Source organism: Microcoleus sp. K1-B1, from assembly GCF_036704705.1.
GTDB lineage: Bacteria > Cyanobacteriota > Cyanobacteriia > Cyanobacteriales > Microcoleaceae > Microcoleus.
The window spans coordinates 1-22,132 of sequence record NZ_JAUBSH010000047.1 but is presented as its reverse complement, the minus strand read 5'-3'; the positions used below and the strand labels follow the sequence as shown (position 1 = coordinate 22,132).

The window sequence follows — 22,132 nt, the reverse complement described above, 5'->3', positions numbered from 1 at the left end:
TTGCCAAAACATGAGCTTTTGGGGCGGGTTGAGGCTTTCTCTCTAATACAAATCCGAGATTGAGTAAACCCGCCTCGGCTCAAAACTCGCAACTGTCGATCGATTAATTTTGGCCAGGGGGCGATACTTGATAAAGTCCTCTAACGGGCCCTGGATCAGTCGGTGAACCTTCCTGCCGTGTTGGAAGTGTAAACTGATCTTGGAGTCCGCCGGGAGTAGCGAAACAGCCGCTTGGTTGAGGTGCTAGCTGGCAAGCAGCAGGCAGTGCCATGACTGAGGCATCGAAGGGATTAACTGCATCCGGGACGCGGAGAATCGGATCGCTGGAAACTTGCCGCTGCATTATTCGTCGGTAGAGGCCGTTGACGCGGCTGGCATCCCGCTCGATTTCTTTTTCGGGAAAGGCAACGACGCCACTGGGGGAACCGATGCCTAAATAGTCCCCAAAGTAACCTTGCAAGCTGACGTTTTGGTAAAAGTCTCCTGAAGCTTCAAAGTATTGTCGGTTGAAGTCGTCGGCAATCGGGTGAAATCGCTCTGTTTGTGCTTGAGCTGGTTTGACGGATGCCAGCGCGGCAGAGGCGACAGCGAGAATCAACGCGCCGCTCAGGCTTTTTAACTTTTGACTCATATATTTGGGCCTCCTTAATTAATTCCGATTCCAATATAAACTGATTATCGGCGGATTATTAGTGTTTTTTACACTGTGTGAGTTATGGATGCTGCGGATTTGAAGGTGTTGCGCGATCGACTTCTAGATTTGTTGTGCGAGTTTGCCTATCGCGAAGGCGATTTTGTGCTGTCTTCGGGGCAGAAAAGTTCTTATTACATTAACTGCAAACCGGTGACGCTGCACGCTGAAGGTGCTTTGGCAACGGGACGTTTGTTGTTGTCGATGCTGTCGTCGGATGTGCAAGCTGTGGGCGGTTTGACTTTGGGTGCTGACCCGATTGTAACTGCTGTGAGTGTGGTTTCGGCTCTGGAAGGTCGATCGATTCCGGCGCTAATTGTCAGAAAGGAGACGAAGGGACACGGGACAATGGCTTATATTGAGGGGCCGCTATTGCCAGAGGGGACGAATGTGGCGGTTTTGGAGGATGTGGTGACGACGGGTAAGTCGGCGATGCAGGCGGTGGAAAGGCTGCGGGCGGCTGGTTATAAAGTCGATCGCGTTTTGTCGCTGATTGACAGAGAGCAAGGTGGAGGGGAATTATATCGCGAGGCGGGATTGGATTTTCAAGCCATTTTTACCATTCAGGATCTTAAGGAATGGATTAGTAGCAAGAAATAGCAGTTTGTGCGATTCCCTTCGTTACCAGGTAGAACTTGGTAACGCAGATATTTTCGCTCTGCCTCATGTTAACAATGGTTTAAGATATCAATCTTAACCAGCGAGTTTAAGGCTATGAAAACCATCCGTTTTATTGACTTATTCTCAGGAATAGGCGGCATGAGATTAGGGTTTGAATCCGCCGCTCGTTCCTTGAATCTGGAAACAGAATGCGTATTAAGCAGCGAAATCAATCCCGACGCTCAGTTAGTTTACCAGAAAAACTTTGCCGACACACCTTTAGGCGACATCCGATTAATTGACAAACTGCCTGAACATGAAATTTTACTAGCGGGATTTCCTTGTCAGTCTTTCTCCTATGCTGGCAAAAAAGAGGGATTTGGAGACACCAGAGGCACCCTATTTTTTGAGATTGCAAGGTTAATTGATACCTTTAAACCTCAAGCATTTATTTTCGAGAACGTGCGGGGGCTTGTCAGCCACGACGGCGGCAGAACCCTCGAAACTATTAAGGGCGAAATCAAAAGCCGAGGTTACAGCTTCGATTATTTTTTGCTCAACAGCTCTAACTTTAGCTTACCTCAGAACCGTGTCCGAGTTTACCTAGTAGGAATTTTAAATGCTTCGCCCCAATTTAAGCTAATTTCCGACGTAGGTCCAAAAGATTCGCATTCCTCTAGTCATCAACAGCTATCGTTCTTTTCCCCGTTAAGCCAACCTGTTACAGTTGCAGATATTTTGGAAGACAATCCAGATCCAAAATATGATTGTTCGCCAGAATTTGTTAATGCGTTGAAACAAATAGTTAACAATGATTTCAGCCGACTGCACGGTAGGCGGCTAATTGACTATCGCGGTGGCAATTCGATTCATTCTTGGGAACTGGGTTTGCGAGGCGAGTGCAGTTTAGACGAAATTGAATTAATGAATCTTTTTATATTGAAAAGGCGCAATAAAGAATTTGGAGCGGACCAAGATGGCAAGCTATTAACTAAAGAGCAAATAGCTACTTTTTTTGCTCATCCCAATCTCGATAAAATGCTGGATTCCTTGGTAACAAAAAAGTACCTGCAAAGGAACAACAATCAATACAAACCTGTATCCGGTAACTTTTCCTTTGAAGTCTATAAATTTCTCGATCCGCAGAAAATTTCCGTAACAATTGTTGCCAGTGATGCTAATAGATTAGGAGTTTACTATCATAACCGAGTCCGCAGGATTACACCCCGCGAAGCAGCACGGTTACAAGGTTTTTCCGATAGTTTTATTCTGCATCCTAATGATGATAAAGCTTATCATCAACTGGGTAATAGTGTAAGTATTAATGTAGTTAAAGCTGTTGCTCTAGAAGTTATCCAGAATGTTTTGTGCTCTACCCAACAAAAAGTTAGCGCCCGGTGAATTGGGAAGGGTGGGCGGAGTGTTTCCGCTCACCCTAGCAACTAGCTTTGCGCTACAGGTTCCTTAGCCAAAAACTTCTCTAATTCGGTCAAAGTATCGGCACCAACCTTAGATCGGTGTTTTATTGGGGGGGATTATAAACTATGTCTGCTCTAATTTTATCAAAATCAGCTCAGGCACTTGGAGGACAAGGGAAAATAAAGTTTTCGGTGCTAAACAAGCGCAAGCTTTCAGGTTCAGAATCTATACCAATCGGCTGATTTTAGCAGAGCGAAATTATAACCTGAGTGAGATATTAACTAGAGAAGATTGTTTTAATATGTTAGATGACGACGCAAGGAGAAGCAGTAATGATTTTACCTGCATCTATTAAAGAGAAATGGAAACTACTGGCAACAGCCTTTATTTTTCCTCTGACACTAATTGGTGTTGGCATTCAGGAACAACCGCTTCAAGCACAACAAAATCCATCTAAGACTAATGTTGCTGCTTTGCCAGATGGTATTTACCTGTACGGAGATTCGCCACAGCCCAACCAAGTTCTTCAAAACTATATTGTGTTTCAACGCCAGAACGATCGCGTCGTTGGTGCAATCTACGCGCCGCGATCGGATTTTGCGTGCTTCACTGGTAAAATTCAGGGAAATACACTGTACGGGAAGGCAATCTCAGCCGGAAAAGTTCAAACAGTTGAACTCAATACTCAGTTAACAAATCTGCATTCTATCCGCACAATTAGCTCAAACGATCGCCGCATTCTTTCAACGTGCCAACAGACAGCGCGAGCTAACATCTCCAGGTAAATCTTTTACTTAGCTAAAATGGTGCATGAGGCTGGCGGTGCGTTACACGGCGTTAACGCACCCTACGAATTGAAAATTTCTCGTTTCTCGTTACCAGGCTCTGCCTGGTAATGAAGATCTAGAGGCTCTGCCTCCCTTAAAAAATAGTACAAAATATGAGTTTTTACCGCCAACTTAATGGCCCTGAAAAAAATCCGTTTTATTGGCTTATTCTCAGAAAGAGACGGCATTAGATTAGCGTTTGAATCCGCCGCTGGTTCGTTGAATCTGGAAACAGAATTCGTATTAAGCAGCGAAATCAATCCCGACGCTCAGTTAGTTTACCAGTACAGGGTAGGGGGCTAATTGACTATCGCGGTGGCAATTCGATTCATTCTTGGGCACTGGGTTTGCGAGGCGAGTGGAGTTTATACGAAATTGAGTTGATGAAGAGTTTTATATTGAAAAGGCGAAATAAATAATTTGGGCATGACGCAGATGGCAAGCTATTAACTAAACAGCAAATAGCTACTTTTTTGGCTCATCCCAATCTCGCTCAAATTCTGGATTCCTGGGTAACAAAAAATTACCTGCAAGGGAACATCGCAATTCTTCTTTGGGGAAAATCTTTTTAAGATAACCTTAAGTAAGGTGCGCCATCAGCACCATAGTTTGGGGCGGCCAGGATGCCCGCCCCACAAGAAACGAAACAGCTTTACGATTAACTAAGGTGAGCAATGCCCACCCTACTAATATTAGCTTTGGGCTACAGGTTCCTTAGCCAAAAACTTCTCTAATTCCGTCAAAGCATCGGCATCAACCTTAGTCTGCATCGGACAGAACTTAGGCCCGCACATTGAACAGAATTCAGCAGTTTTGTAGATATCCGCCGGCAAAGTTTCGTCGTGATATTCCTTTGCCCGTTCTGGATCTAATGACAGCTCAAATTGACGGTTCCAATCGAAATTGTAACGCGCTTTCGAGAGTTCATCATCGCGATCGCGCGCACCCGGACGGCCCCGTGCAATATCTGCAGCATGAGCCGCGATTTTGTAAGCAATCAGCCCGTTTCGGACATCCTCAGCATTCGGCAATCCTAAGTGTTCCTTCGGCGTCACGTAACACAGCATTGCAGTACCGTACCAACCAGCCATCGCCGCCCCAATTGCTGAGGTAATGTGGTCGTATCCAGGCGCAATATCTGTTACCAACGGCCCCAAAACATAGAATGGTGCTTCGGAACATTCCTCCATTTGTTTCTTGACATTAAACTCAATTTGATCCATCGGAACGTGGCCCGGGCCTTCCACCATTACCTGCACGTCATGTTCCCAAGCTTTGCGAGTTAATTGTCCCAAAGTTTTGAGTTCAGCTAATTGAGCTTCATCCGACGCATCGTGAGTGCAACCTGGGCGCAGAGAATCTCCCAAACTAAACGAAACATCGTATTTTTTGAAGATTTCAATGATGTCGTTAAAGTGAGTGTAGAGGGGATTTTGTTTGTGGTGATGCAGCATCCACCGCGCCAAAATGCCGCCGCCACGAGAGACAATCCCAGTCAACCGATTTTTTACCAAGGGCAAATGCTCAATCAAAATTCCGGCGTGAATTGTTTGGTAATCAACACCTTGTTGAGCGTGTTTGTCAATGATGTGAAGAAAGTCATTGGGCGTCAGACTTTCCATATTACCATGAACGCTTTCTAGTGCTTGGTAAATGGGTACAGTACCGATCGGCACTGGTGAAGCTTTGATAATCGTGGTGCGAATTTCATCCAAATTCCCGCCGCCGGTGGACAAGTCCATCACGGTATCAGCGCCGTATTTCACTGCTAATTTAAGCTTGTCAACTTCTTCTTCCATATTGGAAGAGTTGGGAGATGCACCGATATTAGCATTGACTTTGCACTTGGAGGCAATGCCGATCGCCATCGGTTCCAAATTCGGGTGATTGATATTAGCGGGAATAATCATCCGTCCCCGCGCTACTTCCGCGCGGATCAGTTCTGGCGGGAGATTCTCTCGCTTAGCCACAAAGTGCATTTCCTCAGTAATTACACCTTGGCGGGCGTAGTGCATTTGAGATACATTGGTGTGCCCCTGACGCTTAGCGATCCATTCGGTACGCATATTTAATTTCCTTGATAAACAGCTTCCCTCCGCTGGTATTACCCAGACTCAGGTTCTAAGGGTGTTTTCTCAGCCCTGATATTCGGGCACCCCTAGCTAAGCTGTTGATTGTATCACCGATTTCTGTGCGCCACGGCAGCAACTAAGGAAATCTTAATATTGAGAGATAGATGAGGGGAGCGATCGGTCTATAATATCTAATAACTCAGGCAGAAAGGAAGCTACAAGATGAATACATTTGAGTCAAACAGTGAGCCATCTTCCCCCAACGATCTAGGGGATGAGGAACAGGAAAACGATATTCAGGATAGCGGGGAAGATGATAGCGCGGAAGATGAGGAGGACATTATTCCCTCCAGATTCTCCCTAGCAGTTGATCGAAGAGATTTTGATGTAGAGGGTCTAGTTAGACGCCTGGAAAGCGAAGACGTATTTATTCCAGACTTCCAGCGTGCTTATGTCTGGAAACCAAAACAAGCATCGCGTTTTATAGAATCACTCTTGCTTGGTCTTCCAGTTCCCGGCATCTTTCTAGCAAGAGAGCGAGATACAAAAAAACTGCTGGTGATTGATGGTCAGCAAAGATTACGTAGCCTTTTATATTTCTACAAAGGCAAGTTTCCTAACAGTCGGCAGTCGTTTGCTCTGAAAGGGGTTCATACAGAATTTGAGAGAGAGACATATAAATCACTGAAAGACCCATACAGACGCCAATTAGATGACTCGCTTGTATCCGCTACAATTGTCGAGCCACTTTCTCAAGGCGAGGACAGTAGTATTTATTATATCTTTGAAAGGCTAAATACCGGAGGTACTATCCTTAAACCGCAGGAAATTCGTGCTTGCATCTATCACGGCGAACTCAATAATTTGCTAGGGCAACTCAATCAAAACCCAGCGTGGCGTGACATATTTGGTCTCCCAGATAAAAACGGGAAAGATCGAGAACTTATTTTGCGATTCCTGGCTTTTTACTTCGAGGGCAACGATTATAAGCCTTCTCTAAAAGAATTTCTAAATCAATACATGAGGCAAAATAGACACCTTGCCCGCCAATCGGAAGAACAAATAATAAACGCATTTATCCCAACGATTGAAGCGATCCATAAAGGTCTTGGTAACAAAGCTTTTAAACCTCAAAAAATATTGATACCTACTTACTTTGAAGCTGTAATGGTCGTTATTGCCCGCAGGTTAGAACAAGGCAAAATTAATAATCTTGAACAACTGGGAGAACGCTATAAATCACTTATAGAAGATGAGAATTTCAGTGGAGTCGCTCAAAAAATACGTAATCTTACTAGCGCCGATAATGTTAGGGATAGGTTAAAATTTGCGTCCAATTATTTAGGAGATTTGGAATAGTAAGTGTTGCAGAAAAGTAGCGTTAATTATGATTATAGATTCCTGTGTTTCAGCTCTAACCTCTCGCTATAAATGAGCCACAAATTCTCTATAAGTGCAAGACAGCAGTTGATTGCCCACCTAATAGAACTTGCGCTGATTTGGGCTGTTAAATATATTGTAAGGCAAGATAGCAGTATGTTTGCGAGTGGCGCGATCGCCCTAACCCAATATAAAATCAACGCTCACTTCTAAATCGGGAAAAGCCAGCGGCGCAACTTGTTGACCGCGCCAAAACTTGAGCATTAAACTATAACCGTTCGGGCCGGGCTGACGGTAAACTTCCAAACAATTTTCAACTAAATCTACCAGCCAAACTTCCTGAATGAGCGATCGCGCGTAAATCGATACTTTCACATCTCTGTCATAATCAACCGTACTATCTGAAACCTCAACTAACAGCAAAACTTCAGACGGTACTGGATGGGCTGTAGCGTAGTAGTCAGCGCGAGGTTGCAGCAATACAACGTCCGGTTGAGGTTCAGTGCGCTCAGTCAACTGGATAGGGTCTTGGACGCCCAGAGTGGCCCGATCTTCTGGAATGAGGCTGAAGCGCCTGGTGAGACGCTTAACGGAACTTGCGTGACGAGTACCAATTGCAGCCATTTTAACAATCTCTCCTTCTATGAGTTCTACCCGATCGCCCTCCGAGAGAATACCAGCCTCAGTCATCAAATGATATTCTTTTACTGTAAATAACCGTTTTTGAAGCTGAACAGACATATAACTATTCTCCTTGTTTGCAGCTTACCTAAATTTACCATAAAAAAAAACCGCCCCAAACGCAGCGGAAAAAAAACGAAAAATTTAGATGACAATCCTTAGACAAAAAGCATTTAAATGCCCGCTATCAAGTCTCGTTAAATACTCGTCAACAACGGGAGGGATGCACCTATAAATTTTGAACAACCGGATTGGGACTGAATTTAATAGTCGTGGACGCATAAATACCAAAGAAACCGGGTTTTTACCAGTTTTAAAGGTCGGGATGCAGTATTTTCGCAAAAAACCCGGTTTCTGACCACCCGTGCATCCAGGACTATTTAAGTCTCTTTTTCACCCGATTCATTTCCGTGTGTATCCTGTTTTAATTCCGATACAATTGCGCCTCGATCGCGCCAAGCTTCCGCATTGTCAGGTTTGATGGCAATAGCTCGATCGTAAGCTGCCATTGCTTCCTCATAGCGCTTTAATGCTGACAAAGCTGTGCCCAAGTGATGCCAAGCATCGTAGGAGTCTGGCTTAATAGCAATCGCTTTCTCATAAGCTGCGATCGCTTCTTCAGGGCGCTGCAATTTTGCCAAAGATTCGCCTTTGCCAAACCAAGCTTCGTAACACTCGGAATTAAGGGTAATTGCTGATTCGTAAGAGGCAATTGCTGCTTCGTGCTGCGACAGTTTGTCGAAAGCTACGCCTCGGTTGTGCCACACTTCAAAATCCTGCGGTTTAAGGGCGATTGCTTTGTCGTAGGATTCGATCGATTCTTGATATCGTTGCAATTTTCCGAGCACAGCCGCTCTATTGTACCAAACTTCGTATTTGTCTGGCCGGATGCCGATCGCCCGATCGTAAGAATCAATAGCATCGCTGTAGCGGAGTAGTCTCCACAGCATATTGCCTCGATTGTACCAAGTTTCGTATCTGTTGGGATTGAGTTCAAGAGCGCGATCGTAAGAATCAACTGCGGCTGCGTACTGCTGTACTTTGGCCAGCATCGCGCCTCGGTTGTGCCAAATTTCGCTGTCGGTTGCTTTGATAGCCAGGGCGCGATCGTAACTGGCGATCGCTTCTTCGTAATGCTGCAATTGACCCAACAAAGCCCCTATGCTGTGCCAACAACCGTATTTTCGAGATTCGCTCGAACTTGCTCGCTCGTAACAGGCGATCGCCTCTTCGTACTTCTGCAATTTTGCCAGCAAATTCGCTTTATTATACCATGCTTCGTAGTTATCCGGTTTAATTAATATTGCTTGGTCGTAACAGGCGAGTGCTTCTTCGGGGCGCTGCAATCTTATTAACACATTTCCGCGCCAATACCAAGCCTCATCCAAATTATCATTAGCTAAAACAGCTTTTTCCAAGCAGACTAATGCCTCATCATAATTGCCTTGAAAATAAAGGCCTTCGGCTTGCTTAACATAATCATCAGCAATCAAATTTTCGTTGCTAGCAGGGGCCGTTTGCGAATTTTGGGAATTGTTTAATGCCTGTTGAGGTGCGATTTTGAGAGCTTCTTTGGCAACAACTGCGGGAACTTGGGCAATTTCTTGAACAATTTGAGATTTTTTATCGTCAACTTCTCTCAGCAAAACTTGCAGGTGCATGATAAATTGAGATTTGAGAGTCTCAATTTGCTCGACGGAAGATTTGGAAAGTTCAGTTTCTCTAGTTAAAAAATCAATTGATTGTTTAGCTGCACCCATTTGCGCTTCTAATTCATCCCTCAACTTTTGATTAAGTTGGCTAGAATTTCTTAGTTCTGATTCCAATACACCAATGCCTTGCAATCGTTTATTGGCATCAGCCACCAACTGTTTGATTATCAGCCGTCGCATCATCCAAAAAAATGCAATTGTCACCGGTGGAAATACCGTACCAAGAATTAGCAAAATATTGAGCAGAGTTATGGTACTATTAAAACTATATCCAGATTCAGAACTGCCACTAGACGGGGAGATAAAAGCGAAAATTTCGCGAACTTGAGGATTGCTTTCAGCCCCGGTTTCGATTAATTTAGCCAGCCAGGTTTCTTGTAAAGATTTTGTTAGTTCATCGCCGGATGCAGCAGCAGTATTCGCCTGGGTTTTTGCACCAGCAGATGAATCGGGTTGAGCGGCCGCTACCAGCAAACCAGTCGGCGATTTTACAGCAATTCGCGGGGAAAATTGTTCGTGGGCGATCGTCTCAGGCTCGCTAATTGGCTCAGCCCGACGGGATACGGTAATATTTGGGGAAAATTGTTCGTAGGCGATCGTCTCAGGCTCACTAATTGACTCAGCCCGACGCGATTCAGTATTATTTACGGCATCAACAAATTTGCTAGCTTGCGGTGTCTGAGGAGAAATAGGAGGTGCAGCAGGATTGGCGCTAGTATTAGCAGTTAAATTGTGGGATGCGAGGGCAGCCAGAGTCAAGAGAGCTACATTTGAGACGCGCATAAACGTCAACTCATTTAGGAGAAATTAGTGCTTGGTTGTCAGCGATCGGGCGATCGACCTCATAGTCTCAGCAGTTAAAATAGCTGACATGAGGAATGCTGACTTACTATCTCCAAAATACGCGCGCAGCCTGACTTTTCAGGAAAAGTGGCAATAATTCTGGCTGTGGAACTTTGGTGAAAGAATATATTCTCCCAACTAATGGGGTTGGATAACTCTCGCAATCATCATTAGGCTGGTAGGGCGGGCTTCACCAATCTGCACAATTAGCCAACTATCCGGGTGAACCCGCCCCAACCGACCCGATTTTTAACTCTAAACCCCAGCTAAAATCGCTTCCGGCTGCTGACGTTCGGCCGCCACTTCTTCTAAATCAGCGCCGTAAATTTCACAGCTATTATTCGGACTTTCAATCAGCTTAATCTTGTGCAACTCTGCGCCCAATTCCCGAACGGGCGATCGCAACAATTGCCCGATCCGAACTGCAATATTCTCCGCAGTCGGCACAACGTTCTCAAAATAAGCAATATCCTTATTTAAAAAAGTGTGATCGAACGGTTCAACAACATAATCGTCAACGGCTTTTTGTAAAGCTCCCAAATCAGCAATCATGCCAGTCCGCGCATCAATTTGCCCTTTAACAGTCACCTCTAAATGATAATTGTGACCGTGACCGTTGGGACGAGCACATTTGCCGTAAATTTCCGAGTTTTCTTCAAAGCTCAAATCGGGACGAGCCAACCGATGGGCCGCGCTAAAATGAGTGGACAAAGTTAAATAAGCTTCCATTCCGTTTCCTAAATATTCAGCCCAAAGTTCGGGATGTTCAAACAATTGAATTTTGCTCAGAGGTAAATGAGGGGCTAGCCGCAGCCAAATTTGCCGTGCTATGTTTTCGGTAGTTGGCAGAGTCTGCTCAAATTCCGGCCACGCTTCGTTGAGAAAGGAAAAATCGAGATCCTTGATAACTTCCCGCTTGATGACGTGCTTGACATCAGACAGGTTGAGTACCATGCCGTACTCGTCGAGTTCGCCTATCATGGAAACGTACAGGACGTAATTGTGTCCGTGTCCCGGTGCGCGGGCAGTTGGGCCAAACCGCTCAAAGTTCTCGGCTTCGCTTAACTCCGGCAGCCAGTACCGGTGACTCGCCGAAAACTGTGCCCGACGATTGATGATGCACTGCATAAAAGTCAATTAGGGTAAGCTTGTTAAGTTCTGTAAAGGACTCGCTTCTTAAGGATAAACTAATTTTTGCTGGAATTTTTCGATTATTTGAGGGTGCTGTAAATGAATTTCTACCAATTTTCCAAATATTGGCAACACGTCGCCGATCGATCGAGCCGCAGGGCCCATTTTACGCCACAACATAGATATCCGGCAGAAAATACCGCTACAAAACAGTTTCTCGCCATCAGTTACTAACCCATCAGTTACGAGCCTTTGAGAGAGTGGGTGAAGCTGAGCTATTCCGTTCGCGAAGCGTTCCCGAAGGGTAGGGAATCGACCTTTTTTGCCACACAGGACACTCCACAGTTCGAGTTTTTCGCCTAAGCTCTGCAATAGTTAGCAGTTTGCGGTTCAGTTGCGCTAAAAACTAATCACCAATTACCCATTACCAAATATTAATGAATTCGATTACTGCACGAGCCGATCGCTTTTTTGAACATTTATCGGGTGCGATGACAACCCCGCTATTTTATATCGGGGACACTCATCTGTCCATCAGTGCGATCGTTAAACTGATAATTTTAGCTATATTTGCCTTGATTATAGCTAAGATTCTCAGTGAAGGAATCAAGCGCAGCGTGCTAGTTCGGATGGGATTGGATCGCGGCAGTCGAGAAGCAATTTCCACCATCATTAGCTATATTTTAGCAACGCTTGGCTGTATATTCGTTCTACAAGGTGCTGGCATCAACCTCACTTCTCTCACCGTATTAGCTGGCGTTGTCGGTATTGGTTTCGGCTTCGGCTTGCAAAATCTCGCCAGCAACTTTATCAGCGGTCTCACCCTGCTGTTTGAACACCAAATTAGAGTCGGAGACTTTATTGAAATAGACAAATTATTAGGAACAGTAGAAACAATTTCGATCCGCTCTACAATTATTAAAACAATTGACGGTTTGTTTGTAATAATACCAAATATTAAGTTTGTCGAAACTAACATTATTAACTGGAGTTACAAAGATCCTAGATGCCGCATCCACATCCCCGTCGGTGTTGCTTACGGATCAGACCCAGTAATAGTTACGGAAGCGCTGCTAATTGCGGCGCGGATGGAATCAAATGTCTTGTCTCATCCTTCTCCTAAAGTATGGTTTTGCGGTTTTGGAGATAACGCTTTAAATTTTGAACTTTTAGTTTGGATTGATCAGCCACAGGAAAGCGATGCTATTAAAAGCGCGGTAAATTTTTTAATAGATTACGAATTGCGCCACCGAAATATCGAAATTCCCTTTCCGCAGCGCGATTTGTGGCTGCGAAATCCACAAGAGTTAACAAAACTTTTTCACAATAACAAAGACGATAATTCCAACGGCAAACTTTTTCCCCACAATGCAAAACATTCAGCCGATTTGAAATCTAATTCCACTGTTTCTGAACCTAAAAATACAGCGCCTAAATCCCCTAATAATTGGACGCTGCGAGATTTGTTGCGGCGAGTAACTTATTTTGAACAGTGTACGGATTTAGAACTCCGACAGTTAATTGAATATGGCTACCGACAACTGTTTCCAGCGGGACAGGTGGTATGTAAAGAAAATGACCCTGGCGATTCTTTTTATATTATTCTGTCGGGTACTGTAGAAGTTCTTTCTCAAAAAGCTGGTCAGTATATTGCTACACTTCATGAGGGCGAGTTTTTTGGGGAAATATCTTTGCTGTTGGGTACTCCGAGAACGGCGACTGTTAAAACTAGCGAAGATGCAATTTTGTTTGTGGTGGAACGTCACGATTTGCAAAAACTTTTAAGAGAACAACCCAATTTAGCCGATCAGATTGCTCAAAAATTATCGGAACGCCAGCAAGCTTTGAGAGATTTGGGATTGTTAGATGGCGACTCTCTGGAACAAACTCCTTTTATTAAAATTCGCAAGCGAATTCAAGTTCTTTTTGGAATTTGAAAGAAGGCAGTTCGGCAACGGATTCTGTAATGGATGTAACGGATGTAACGGATGTAACGGATGTAACGAATGTCAGGAATAAGGAAGAGGGAAGAGGGAAGTTCGGCAACGGATTCTGTAACGGATGTAACGGATGTAACGGATGTCAGGAATAAGGAAGAGGGAAGAGGGAAGAGGGAAGAATCTGCTTTTTTAACTTTTAATTTTTAATTCATCCTGCGCTTCCCGCCGCAGTCTAGCGGCAATTCTAAACAGTTCTTGACCAGTGTGCAAGTGGCGATCGTCATAATTGAGGGTAAATAAATACAATTCTTCTATGCCGTCTCCGACTTGGTTGATAGAGTAGTAGAGATGGGCTGCAACTCCGGCTACATTAGATGGATTGGGCATTGATGTAAGAAAGTTATGAGCTTTTTTGAGGAAATCGCGGCTGGTTTCGATATAAAGTTGAAACTTTTCTATCAGTTCGTCATCAAACGGATCTGCTGACAATTCGTCTATTTCTTTTTTAAGCGGCTTCAAGATGCTGTTGAGCATTCTATTGACTGGTTTGTATACTTTAATCAGCCACTGTTCCATTAGTTCATCCGCGTCCCTTGCTGTTTGTGTTTGCTGGCGGCTGACGTTTGGTGCGGCTGGTGATTGCTGTTCGGTTTGCTCGGAAAGTTGGCGATCGTAAGATTGTCTGTGCTGGGCGTCTCCTAATATTTCATAGGCTGCATTGAGGCGGACAATTTCTTCGTGACCCGCTGTGTCGCTGCGGCTGTCTGGATGAAATAATTTGACTAAACGGCGGTATGCTTGTTTAATCTCGGCTTGTGTTGCGGTTGGGCTAATCTTTAGGGTTTTGTAATGATTGATAACGGAAGACACGCTGTTATTTCCTTGAAATCTGGATAATCTGTGAAAAAGTGCTTGACAAAAATATCATGATTTGCTATTTTTTTAAGTATTTATCTGATATAAATGTCAAAAATTGTCAGTAAAAAACCTCAGTTTTCAACTTATCATAAATCTATTTTAGAAAAACATTGAGGCTTTGGAAGTGGTAAGCCGATCGACATTGAGGACTCCTATAGCGCTGCTCCCGCCCACAGTTAGCTCATTCTTTTCTTTTCTCTTCCTTCGCCACAATAGCGGTCAGCGCCCGCTTCGCTAAAACGCCGAAAGCGGTTCAAAAAAAAGTGCCTTCAGAAATTAGGCATCATATCAAATCCGGTAGCATCGGAATTATTCCTCTCTGTATTCTCTCCCTCTGCGTTCTCTGCGCCCTCTGCGGTTAAATCATTCCGATGCAACCGGAAACGATATCGATCGCGATCGAGGGAACTGCAATCTATCGCCATTCTTTAATCTACTAAAAAGCCAAGCAGAGCGTACAGTCTACGCCCTGCTCTCTATTTCTGCGACTTAGGCCGGAGGCTAGCCTAGTTGAGGGCCATCGCCAGATTGAGTTCTGGATCTTGGAACAAGGGAGTGCTGAGATAGCGTTCGCCGAAGCTAGGCTGAATCATCACAATCAATTTCCCTGCATTTTCGGGACGCTTAGCGACTTTCACCGCTGCACATAATGCTGCACCGCTGGAAATACCGGACAAAAGTCCTTCTTCTCTGGCCAAGCGGCGGCCGTAGGCGATCGCCTCGTCATCCGTAACAACTATAATTTCGTCAATCGAATCCACATTCAGCACGGGTGGCACAAAACCAGCACCGATACCTTGAATTTTGTGAGGCCCAGGCTTTCCGCCCGACAGTATCTGACTATTGGCCGGCTCAACGGCGATCGCCTTAAACTCGGGTTTCCGCGACTTAATCACCTCTGCGACACCCGTAATCGTACCGCCAGTGCCGACTCCCGAAATCAGGAAATCCACCTCGCCGTCTGTATCTTCCCAAATTTCCTCAGCCGTTGTGGAACGGTGAACCTGCGGGTTCGCTGGATTCCGAAACTGCTGCAACATATAGGCATTGGGAGTTTTGTCCACAATCTCTTGAGCGCGGCGGATGCAGCCGCTCATGCCCTCAATTCCCGGAGTAAGTTCTAATTGGGCTCCGTAAGCTCGCAGCATCGATCGACGTTCCGTGCTCATCGTATCCGGCATCGTCAAAATCAACTGGTAGCCCTTAGCGGCTGCCACCATTGCCAGAGCAATTCCGGTATTGCCAGAAGTCGGTTCAACTAAAACCGTTTTGCCTGGACTAATCAGCCCTTCGGCCTCTGCTTGATTCACCATATTGACACCGATGCGGTCTTTCACCGATGCTGCCGGATTCATGCCTTCGAGTTTTACCACAATCCGAGCCACGCAGCCTTCAGCTTGGGGAATGCGGTTGAGTTGCACCAAGGGCGTCCGCCCTACCAATTCTGTAATGTCGCCAGCAATACGCATAATCTTTGTCAGTTTGTGGTTGAAAGTAAATGTTAATTCCTAGTTGGCAATATTTTAACTAGATGTAATACATGATATCGAGCTGCCGTCTGCCATTGCGCTTTTCGCACAGATCCTGTAGCGTATATTTTTGCAAAACTGAGTTGGCAATCGATCGAGCTTCTTGCCAAACTTCCCAAATCACCGCACTTTCTACAGTTTGAGCAGGCGAGTCTTTTTCAGAGCGATCGAACTCTGAGCCTTCGAGACAGTTGATAATTTCTAGGAGGGTAATTTTCCAGGGTTCCCTCGCCAAGATATAACCTCCCTTAGCTCCTCGCTGGCTGCGAATCAGCCCGCAGCGTCTCATGGTAGCCAACAACTGCTCTAAATATCGATCGGGAATATTTTGCTGAGCCGCTATCTGGCGAATTTGCAGAGGCTCGCCTTCTTCGTAGCAATCGGCAAGCTCCAGCAAAGCTAAGATTGCGTATTCGCTTTTACAGGAGAGTTCTACCATAATTGCTTCCAATACCAGAATTATCAACTCCGAAGTCCGATGTTAAAATTCTCCTCAATGTTGAGTTCCAAATTCTAACTCCTAACTTTACCTTTTATTATACCCCGGTTTTCCACTGAACTTAATCGACTTTCATCACTTGATCGTTGGGAAGCACCGCAGTCTCGCTTCTGTGAAACCCAGTTTCTCGTTTCGACTTCCTCCCCTTCCACGACCGCATTACCTCAAGAAACCTGGTTTCTGCGTCTATGACTGATAATTTTAAATTTTTAATAGATTGTCGGCGCCCTATTCATCCGGCCAACAAAAAAGCCCTGCAGCAGACAGGGCTAAACTTGGCCTTTAGAGTTGCCAGCAGAGAGGATATGACCCCCCTGCCTCCTCTAACCCACTCTTAGAACGTGAAAGTAGTTCTGAGAGTACCAATAATGATGTCGTCGTTCTGGTCATTTTGATTGGGATTAGTTACCCAAATCACGCCCGGAGTTACAGAAATGTTGTCCGAGAGCTGAAACTTGTAGAACCCTTCGACGTGATAGGAATCATCGTTGCGGAAGCTCCGCAAACTGCTTGCAGCTTCAAGTTTATCCAAGTAAGGCTCACGACCTACCACGAACCCTAGCAAGTTGCCTTCTTTCCCTAAATCAGGCAAAGCCAAGGTGACAGCGTAGTTCCAAATTCTCGCATCGCCGATGCCTAGAATGCGGGCATTGGTTAAACCAGCCCAGCCACCAAGGATAAATCTCGGGCTCAGTCGCAACGAAGCCTGAGCACCGTAGGAGTTGGTGACAACTTTGCGAGCATTGAAGCCATCAAAGCCTTCGCTCAAACCGTTGAGAGAATTAGCCACGCCGGTACCTGTGAAACCGCCGAGACTGCCTGGCCCATTCGATAAACCATTGTCAAACCCAAAGTTACCTCTGCTAAAGTAACCGTGGTTGTAGTTGAAAGCAACTTGCAAGTTGCGTCCGGGGGTAAAAGTCAACTGACCCATCGCCGCGTAGTCGCCGTTCGTCAAGCCTGCACCCCTAGCGGGACTGGCTGCATTTGACGCCAAATAACCGAAGGACAGAGAAGTCGGGCCGAACACGCCGCCCAGCAAGCCCCTGCCACCGAAGGCATAGTCAAAGCCGATACCTGCGCCACCGCCCAAGCGATAAATCGGGTTCCGCTGTCCAAAGGTGCTCAATGAGCCGTTACCGCCGTCAAAGTCTTCAAAATAAGGGTTGACGGTCGGCATAATGTCGTCCCAAACGCCAGCGTTGGCTATCAGGCTAACGTTCAGTCGCTGACCGACGGGGAACTTGTACAGCAAGGTGTCGAGGGAAACCACGTTGTCGGTTCTGCCGACAAAATTCCAAGTTTGAGTTCCTTCGCTGGTAGCCCCAAGGTTGAAGTTGCGACCGTTGCCGACTTGAAGCCTGGTCAGCAACAAGTCTCTGCCTGTGAAGCTAGTGTTTAAATTCAGACGCACCCGTTGTTGGAAGACCGCTTGGTTGTTGTCGCTACCGAGGGCTGTGTGGTCTCTGCCAAAAACCCTAACGTCACCACTAAAGTCGTCGCTGAGGGCGAAAATAGCTTCCCCGGTCAGCTTGGTAGTGGTGGAGAATTGGTTGGCTTCGAGTTCGGCTGTCCGAGCTTCCAAAGCATCGACACGACCGCGCAGGGTTGCCAGTTCCGCTGCAAATTCTTCTTGGAGCCGTTGGAGGGCTGCCAAGTCATCTCTCGTAGCGAAGTTGCCAGTGCCGCCTCTAATTAGCTCGCTCACCTTGTCTAAGCAAGCATTTAAACCGGCTGCGAATTCGTAGCGAGTCATTGCCCGGTTGCCGCGGAAGGTGCCGTCGGGATAACCAGCAATACAGCCGTAGCGCTCGACTAGGGATTGCAGTGCTTGGAATGCCCAGTCTGTGGGCCGCACGTCGGAAAGTTGAGATACTGAGGTCACTTGACCTTGAGTTTCGCCACTGGCAGCACCTTCGCTGCTGTACTCGTTGAGCTGTTCTAATGTGGCGGCTGGGTTTTGCTCTTGTGGTGCGGCAGTTTGGGCTAAAGATTCAGCCGGTTGTGGCAAACTTTGTTCTGCCGACTCTGCCACTGCCGGGGCTAGAGTTTCTAATTGAACTGCACCGATTTGCTCTGGGAGAGCGGTAGCTGCCGGGGCTGGAATTTCTACTTGGGCTGCAGGGGCAGAATTTTCTACTGGTTGAGCGACTGTTGGCTCAACTGCGGCTAAAGATTCACTTGTAGGTTGTGATGCCGCTTGGGGCTCTGCCTCAGCAGGGGCTGTGTTGGCTCCGACGATCGCACTTTCAGTTGCAGCCGTGGCCAAATCTGCCACCGCTGCCTGGGTTTCGCTGCCAGCGACTTGGGAAATTTCTTCTACTGGCTCGGAGGCTGCAGTTGTTTCGGAAACAGCAGCTAAAGCATTTAGTTTCGCTTCGGAGGTTTCAGCGGTTTCAGCTTTTGCGACAGCGGGATTGACCGCATCAGCAGCCTGCTGAGCGTCTGCTGCCATCGCGCTCGAAGAAACTACTAGGGTAGCTCCTAAGACTGCTGGGCTGATTAGTAAGTAACTCCACAAAAATTTCGACATATTCACTCTCATCCTCACACCGATTACAGAGAAACTTTTCTAGTCTTCTATGTGGTCAGTCGTTGCTCAACTAGCATACTCTAAAAAGAGACCTAAAATTCACTTTTTCTTTGGATTCTTTTGGGCTGACCGAGTATATAGATGTGACTGACGGCTGCATAAAGCCTGTTTTTAAACCTTTACTCAACGGCGTCAAAACCATACCCGGCTTGGGCTGTGGATTGATTTGACTGCTGACACTAGACAGCACCCGATTGCCTATTTACTTTTTAGCACAGCACGCCCGACTCGTCTAGGCTGATTCGACTTTAACATCCAAGCTGTGTCCGAGAACGCTAAAGACTTGGCGGTTATCGAACAGTTCTAACAAATCGGCGTTGATTTTATTGTGAGCTGCTTCTTGCCGCAAAATTTTCATCGCTGCCTCTGTTCGCAGAGCTCGCTTGTAGGGGCGATCGCCTGCTGTCAGGGCGTCGTAAATATCGGCGATCGTCATCAATTGTGCTTGAATTGGAATTTCTGACTCGTTTAGACCTCGCGGATAGCCTGTGCCGTCGAGTTTTTCGTGATGCCCGTAGGCAATGTCTGGTACATTTTTCAAATCCTTTGTCCAAGGAATTTGTTTCAGAAACTCGTAAGTGTGAGTTACGTGAAATTCTATTGCCGATCGTTCTTCCGGCGTCAGGTTGCCCCTCGATACCATCAATTGCAAGATCTCGTCTGGGTTCAGCAAAGGTTTCTTTGCCCCATCTATATCTCTGTAAGTTTGTCGAGAAATCTCTCGCAGTTGAGCTAGGGGTTCTGCTGCCAAAATGTGAGGCTCGTTTGCCTCTAGCAGCACTTCCCAGTATTCTGCTAATCTGGTTTTCGCCTCTGCTAGCTTAGTGTCTAGCTGTTCGATTTCCCGGCATTGAGCGCACTCTGGCTCCTGGCTAGGGTGTTTTCGGTAAGCTGAATGCTCCAGCAAGTATTTATATTTAGACTGGACGCATTCCATTTCCATCGTCCGCTGAGCTAAGCCAAAGCGGTGGCGAATGATTTCTAGCTGTGCGGGGTAGAGCTTTTTCTGTTTGGTCAAAACTGCTTCGGGCACTCCAATTTTGCCAAAATCGTGCAGCAGGGCGGCGTAGCGAAGTTCTTGAATTTGGCGGTTGTTAAAGTAAATAGAGCGCAGTCCTCCGCTGCTGACGGTGTTTACTTCTTCTGAAAGGCGTACTGTCAGGGCTGCTACTCGTTCTGAATGGCCGTAGGTACAGGGGTCTCTGGCTTCTATGACTTGCACCGAGGCTTTGACGAAGCCCTCGAACAAATGTTCTATGCTGTCTTGGAGTTGATTGCGCTCGATCGAGATTGCTGCTTGAGAAGCGAGCGATCGAACTATCCTTTCTTCCCACTCGGAATACTGCTGCGTCGATTCCCAGGCATTGTCTGCTGTCAGCACCGTATCTGGCTTTGTTTTGCGGTTGATCAGTTGCAGTACACCTATTGTCTCCCTCTGTCGGTTTTGCATCGGCAGTACCATTACCGAGCAAGTGCGGTAATCAATATCCCTGTCAAAACTGGTATCTAGCCGATAGGGTACGCCGGCGGGTAAGTCGTAGGCATCAGATAGGTTCAAACTTTGACCTGTAATTGCCACGTATCCCGCCAAACTTTTGTCTGTCAGTGGCAGAGCAAACTCTTTAAACGACAGGCTCGGTTTAGAAGCATTTTGGGCTACCTTGAACAGCAGCTTAGATTTTTCGTCGCTGTGATCTACTAAGTAAACGCTGCCAGCATCGCTGTATGTAATTTCCCTACTTTTGGATAAAATTAAGTTTAACAAGTCGCCCAAATCTTGGGCGCTCGACAAAGCCGCGCCAATATCTAAAAGCTTTTCTATCAGATCGGTTTTTTCGGCAGCAGACTCGTTCTTGAACTCTGGCTTGTCAAATACGATCATGGTCGGATGATGGGGAATAGCCTTTTATACATTGAACGTTTGGCCTCTCGACTTTTTAGCACCCGATTCTAACCCCAAGTCGATTTTTTTTTGCGAGCTTTTCTCTAGCGGGGACTCTTGTTGGGCCAGCGGGCACTCTTTTAATCTAGTGTAGAAGAAATCTCTTGGGCTAGCGCAAAGTCTTTCTCAGTTAAGCCTCCGGCATCGTGAGTTGTCAAGTTAAGTGTAACTTTGTTGTAGGAAATTTCTATATCGGGGTGATGTGCTGCGGCTTCTGAGGGGGCGACCAACTTATTCACAAAAGCGATCGCTTCGATAAAATCTTTAAATAAACGGGTAGAGCGCAGTTGTTTGCCTTCAACCGTCCAGCCTGACAATTGACTGACGCGCTCTTGAATTTCAGTATTGTTAAGTAGGTCAGCCATAATTTTGTTCTTTGGGATTAGCAATGGTAGATTAACTGCCCACGTGTAGAAACCTTGACCAAAAACTATCCGCTCTCACCAATAGCGTTTAGTCTCAAGTTTTAATACTCAAGATTTAACACTATTTGAGGTGAGAGCGGTCTAGCGGGTCTTCAGATTAGAACCTGACTGCCGGGAGAATCCCTAGCTCAGCCTGGTTCCCCGTGGAAGTCGTTTCCCGTTGGAGACGACGGCTGACTGCTAGTGAGCGGCCCCGGCGCACAGCCGGTAGTTTCCAATCTGATGACCCATGCGTTTACTACTTTCTATCATGGGCATCACCTCCAGGTTTAGCTAAATGGCTTAATATTGGAACGCACATCACCTAAATACAAGATTTAAGGTGATGATTTGTGCGCTAGCCATTGCCAGCGTTACCAGAAGAACTTGCGTTCTGAGTATCATTCTAGTATTCACAATTATTAGAATAACACAAGGAATTAGAAGTGGGGGGATGGAAATTGAGATTTTTGCAAGATCGGGGGAATTTACTGCTGCTGCAAGCTCTTTGATCGATCTCTACAGCAAGCGGACGATCGCAGTTTTAGCCCTTTGTCTATATTTTCTTCAAAATCCGGGCTGTGCGGTTATCAGGTGCATTGCAAATCTGGCGACGCGGAAAGGTCGATCGATTTCTTGCCAGATAGATTAGGAGAGTTCACGAGATATAAAGACACAAGTTGTTCTAGCTACAGGCAGAGTTGGTTTTTGTACAAAATCAACTTTTTTTAGGGCGCTAATTCGATCGACTCCTGGAAACAAAAAGCTCCTGCCTGGTGGCGGGAGCTTTTTAAGCATTAAGGGTAAAGCCTAAACTGCTTTATCTTACCCTTTTAAAATGTTGGAAATTTTGATATTTCGCGCTGATTACAGAGCGTTACCGCGAGGCAGAACTTCTTCAGGGAAGATGAAGTTTTCGTGGGGTTGGTCTGTCGGAGCCATCCAAGCACG

At 46.1% G+C, this 22,132-nt stretch carries 20 protein-coding genes and 1 riboswitch; of the genes, 8 read left to right on the top strand and 12 right to left on the bottom strand.

The features are described from left to right. Nucleotides 1-103 precede the first annotated feature (103 nt). Nucleotides 104-631, bottom strand: a complete 528-nt coding sequence (locus QUA83_RS17765; protein ID WP_333294803.1) for a hypothetical protein — start codon at nt 629-631, stop codon at nt 104-106. A gap of 84 nt (nt 632-715) precedes the next feature. On the opposite strand from QUA83_RS17765, the gene pyrE reads away from it, so the two are divergent. The 4 genes from pyrE (at nt 716) to QUA83_RS17745 (ending at nt 3,840) form a co-directional block, all read left to right on the top strand. Continuing rightward, entirely contained in the window at nt 716-1,291 is a 576-nt protein-coding gene (gene pyrE / locus QUA83_RS17760) for an orotate phosphoribosyltransferase (protein WP_333294801.1), read from the top strand. A gap of 114 nt (nt 1,292-1,405) precedes the next feature. Next, entirely contained in the window at nt 1,406-2,692 is a 1,287-nt protein-coding gene (gene dcm / locus QUA83_RS17755; protein ID WP_333294800.1) for a DNA (cytosine-5-)-methyltransferase, read from the top strand. 326 nt (nt 2,693-3,018) lie between these two features. Then, entirely contained in the window at nt 3,019-3,495 is a 477-nt protein-coding gene (locus QUA83_RS17750; protein WP_333294799.1) for a hypothetical protein, read from the top strand. A gap of 177 nt (nt 3,496-3,672) precedes the next feature. Then, the gene (locus tag QUA83_RS17745; RefSeq protein WP_333294798.1) at nt 3,673-3,840 is read left to right on the top strand and encodes a hypothetical protein; all 168 of its coding nucleotides are present in this window, start codon (nt 3,673-3,675) and stop codon (nt 3,838-3,840) included. A gap of 389 nt (nt 3,841-4,229) precedes the next feature. Here the strand turns inward: QUA83_RS17745 and thiC are convergent, their stop codons facing one another. After that, complete coding sequence (gene thiC / locus QUA83_RS17740) at nt 4,230-5,603, bottom strand: phosphomethylpyrimidine synthase ThiC (protein WP_333055192.1); 1,374 nt, start codon at nt 5,601-5,603, stop codon at nt 4,230-4,232. A gap of 7 nt (nt 5,604-5,610) precedes the next feature. Next, a riboswitch (TPP riboswitch) is annotated at nt 5,611-5,707 on the bottom strand. A gap of 124 nt (nt 5,708-5,831) precedes the next feature. Here thiC and QUA83_RS17735 point away from each other — a divergent pair. Beyond that, complete coding sequence (locus QUA83_RS17735; protein ID WP_333055193.1) at nt 5,832-6,968, top strand: DUF262 domain-containing protein; 1,137 nt, start codon at nt 5,832-5,834, stop codon at nt 6,966-6,968. 201 nt (nt 6,969-7,169) lie between these two features. Here the strand turns inward: QUA83_RS17735 and QUA83_RS17730 are convergent, their stop codons facing one another. Both QUA83_RS17730 and QUA83_RS17725 read right to left on the bottom strand, forming a co-directional pair. Further along, nucleotides 7,170-7,730: a Uma2 family endonuclease gene (locus QUA83_RS17730; RefSeq protein ID WP_333294796.1), complete on the bottom strand. Its 561-nt coding sequence runs from the start codon at nt 7,728-7,730 to the stop codon at nt 7,170-7,172. 320 nt (nt 7,731-8,050) lie between these two features. Beyond that, complete coding sequence (locus tag QUA83_RS17725) at nt 8,051-10,165, bottom strand: tetratricopeptide repeat protein (RefSeq protein WP_333294793.1); 2,115 nt, start codon at nt 10,163-10,165, stop codon at nt 8,051-8,053. A gap of 31 nt (nt 10,166-10,196) precedes the next feature. On the opposite strand from QUA83_RS17725, the gene QUA83_RS17720 reads away from it, so the two are divergent. Then, nucleotides 10,197-10,322, top strand: a complete 126-nt coding sequence (locus QUA83_RS17720; protein WP_333294792.1) for a hypothetical protein — start codon at nt 10,197-10,199, stop codon at nt 10,320-10,322. A gap of 158 nt (nt 10,323-10,480) precedes the next feature. Here QUA83_RS17720 and QUA83_RS17715 read toward each other — a convergent pair whose 3' ends face one another. Both QUA83_RS17715 and QUA83_RS17710 read right to left on the bottom strand, forming a co-directional pair. Then, on the bottom strand, nt 10,481-11,353 hold the full coding sequence (locus QUA83_RS17715; protein ID WP_333294790.1) for a 6-carboxytetrahydropterin synthase: 873 nt from the start codon (nt 11,351-11,353) through the stop codon (nt 10,481-10,483). A 48-nt stretch (nt 11,354-11,401) separates the two neighbouring features. Continuing rightward, on the bottom strand, nt 11,402-11,728 hold the full coding sequence (locus QUA83_RS17710) for a hypothetical protein (RefSeq protein WP_333294789.1): 327 nt from the start codon (nt 11,726-11,728) through the stop codon (nt 11,402-11,404). 65 nt (nt 11,729-11,793) lie between these two features. Here QUA83_RS17710 and QUA83_RS17705 point away from each other — a divergent pair, with 65 nt between their 5' ends. Next, nucleotides 11,794-13,293 carry a cyclic nucleotide-binding domain-containing protein gene (locus tag QUA83_RS17705; protein WP_333294787.1) on the top strand — a complete coding sequence of 500 codons (1,500 nt, stop codon included), beginning with the start codon at nt 11,794-11,796 and terminating at the stop codon, nt 13,291-13,293. 69 nt (nt 13,294-13,362) lie between these two features. After that, nucleotides 13,363-13,503, top strand: a complete 141-nt coding sequence (locus QUA83_RS17700) for a hypothetical protein (protein WP_333294785.1) — start codon at nt 13,363-13,365, stop codon at nt 13,501-13,503. Here the strand turns inward: QUA83_RS17700 and QUA83_RS17695 are convergent. The 6 genes from QUA83_RS17695 to QUA83_RS17670 form a co-directional block, all read right to left on the bottom strand. Next, entirely contained in the window at nt 13,486-14,166 is a 681-nt protein-coding gene (locus QUA83_RS17695; RefSeq protein ID WP_333294782.1) for a J domain-containing protein, read from the bottom strand. The two genes, QUA83_RS17700 and QUA83_RS17695, sit on opposite strands and share 18 nt — an antisense overlap. A gap of 554 nt (nt 14,167-14,720) precedes the next feature. Beyond that, complete coding sequence (gene cysK / locus QUA83_RS17690) at nt 14,721-15,683, bottom strand: cysteine synthase A (protein WP_333294781.1); 963 nt, start codon at nt 15,681-15,683, stop codon at nt 14,721-14,723. Nucleotides 15,684-15,741: 58 nt separating this feature from the next. After that, the gene (locus QUA83_RS17685; protein WP_242716025.1) at nt 15,742-16,182 is read right to left on the bottom strand and encodes an Rrf2 family transcriptional regulator; all 441 of its coding nucleotides are present in this window, start codon (nt 16,180-16,182) and stop codon (nt 15,742-15,744) included. 394 nt (nt 16,183-16,576) lie between these two features. After that, nucleotides 16,577-18,775: an iron uptake porin gene (locus QUA83_RS17680; RefSeq protein WP_333294778.1), complete on the bottom strand. Its 2,199-nt coding sequence runs from the start codon at nt 18,773-18,775 to the stop codon at nt 16,577-16,579. A gap of 292 nt (nt 18,776-19,067) precedes the next feature. Beyond that, nucleotides 19,068-20,717, bottom strand: a complete 1,650-nt coding sequence (locus QUA83_RS17675; protein WP_333294775.1) for an HD domain-containing phosphohydrolase — start codon at nt 20,715-20,717, stop codon at nt 19,068-19,070. A 140-nt stretch (nt 20,718-20,857) separates the two neighbouring features. Next, entirely contained in the window at nt 20,858-21,142 is a 285-nt protein-coding gene (locus QUA83_RS17670) for a 4a-hydroxytetrahydrobiopterin dehydratase (RefSeq protein WP_333294773.1), read from the bottom strand. Nucleotides 21,143-22,132: the final 990 nt, after the last annotated feature.

What these genes read in the sequence shown, in the direction of transcription:
- QUA83_RS17750 (WP_333294799.1), top strand. Translation starts at nt 3,019, where the DNA reads ATGACGACGCAAGGAGAAGCAGTAATGATTTTACCTGCATCTATTAAA.
- QUA83_RS17700 (WP_333294785.1), top strand. Translation starts at nt 13,363, where the DNA reads ATGTCAGGAATAAGGAAGAGGGAAGAGGGAAGTTCGGCAACGGATTCT.
- QUA83_RS17730 (WP_333294796.1), bottom strand. Translation starts at nt 7,730, where the DNA reads ATGTCTGTTCAGCTTCAAAAACGGTTATTTACAGTAAAAGAATATCAT.
- QUA83_RS17745 (WP_333294798.1), top strand. Translation starts at nt 3,673, where the DNA reads ATGGCCCTGAAAAAAATCCGTTTTATTGGCTTATTCTCAGAAAGAGAC.
- QUA83_RS17705 (WP_333294787.1), top strand. Translation starts at nt 11,794, where the DNA reads ATGAATTCGATTACTGCACGAGCCGATCGCTTTTTTGAACATTTATCG.
- QUA83_RS17670 (WP_333294773.1), bottom strand. Translation starts at nt 21,142, where the DNA reads ATGGCTGACCTACTTAACAATACTGAAATTCAAGAGCGCGTCAGTCAA.
- QUA83_RS17765 (WP_333294803.1), bottom strand. Translation starts at nt 631, where the DNA reads ATGAGTCAAAAGTTAAAAAGCCTGAGCGGCGCGTTGATTCTCGCTGTC.
- dcm (WP_333294800.1), top strand. Translation starts at nt 1,406, where the DNA reads ATGAAAACCATCCGTTTTATTGACTTATTCTCAGGAATAGGCGGCATG.
- QUA83_RS17680 (WP_333294778.1), bottom strand. Translation starts at nt 18,775, where the DNA reads ATGTCGAAATTTTTGTGGAGTTACTTACTAATCAGCCCAGCAGTCTTA.
- QUA83_RS17725 (WP_333294793.1), bottom strand. Translation starts at nt 10,165, where the DNA reads ATGCGCGTCTCAAATGTAGCTCTCTTGACTCTGGCTGCCCTCGCATCC.
- QUA83_RS17675 (WP_333294775.1), bottom strand. Translation starts at nt 20,717, where the DNA reads ATGATCGTATTTGACAAGCCAGAGTTCAAGAACGAGTCTGCTGCCGAA.
- QUA83_RS17735 (WP_333055193.1), top strand. Translation starts at nt 5,832, where the DNA reads ATGAATACATTTGAGTCAAACAGTGAGCCATCTTCCCCCAACGATCTA.
- thiC (WP_333055192.1), bottom strand. Translation starts at nt 5,603, where the DNA reads ATGCGTACCGAATGGATCGCTAAGCGTCAGGGGCACACCAATGTATCT.
- QUA83_RS17715 (WP_333294790.1), bottom strand. Translation starts at nt 11,353, where the DNA reads ATGCAGTGCATCATCAATCGTCGGGCACAGTTTTCGGCGAGTCACCGG.
- pyrE (WP_333294801.1), top strand. Translation starts at nt 716, where the DNA reads ATGGATGCTGCGGATTTGAAGGTGTTGCGCGATCGACTTCTAGATTTG.
- QUA83_RS17685 (WP_242716025.1), bottom strand. Translation starts at nt 16,182, where the DNA reads ATGGTAGAACTCTCCTGTAAAAGCGAATACGCAATCTTAGCTTTGCTG.
- cysK (WP_333294781.1), bottom strand. Translation starts at nt 15,683, where the DNA reads ATGCGTATTGCTGGCGACATTACAGAATTGGTAGGGCGGACGCCCTTG.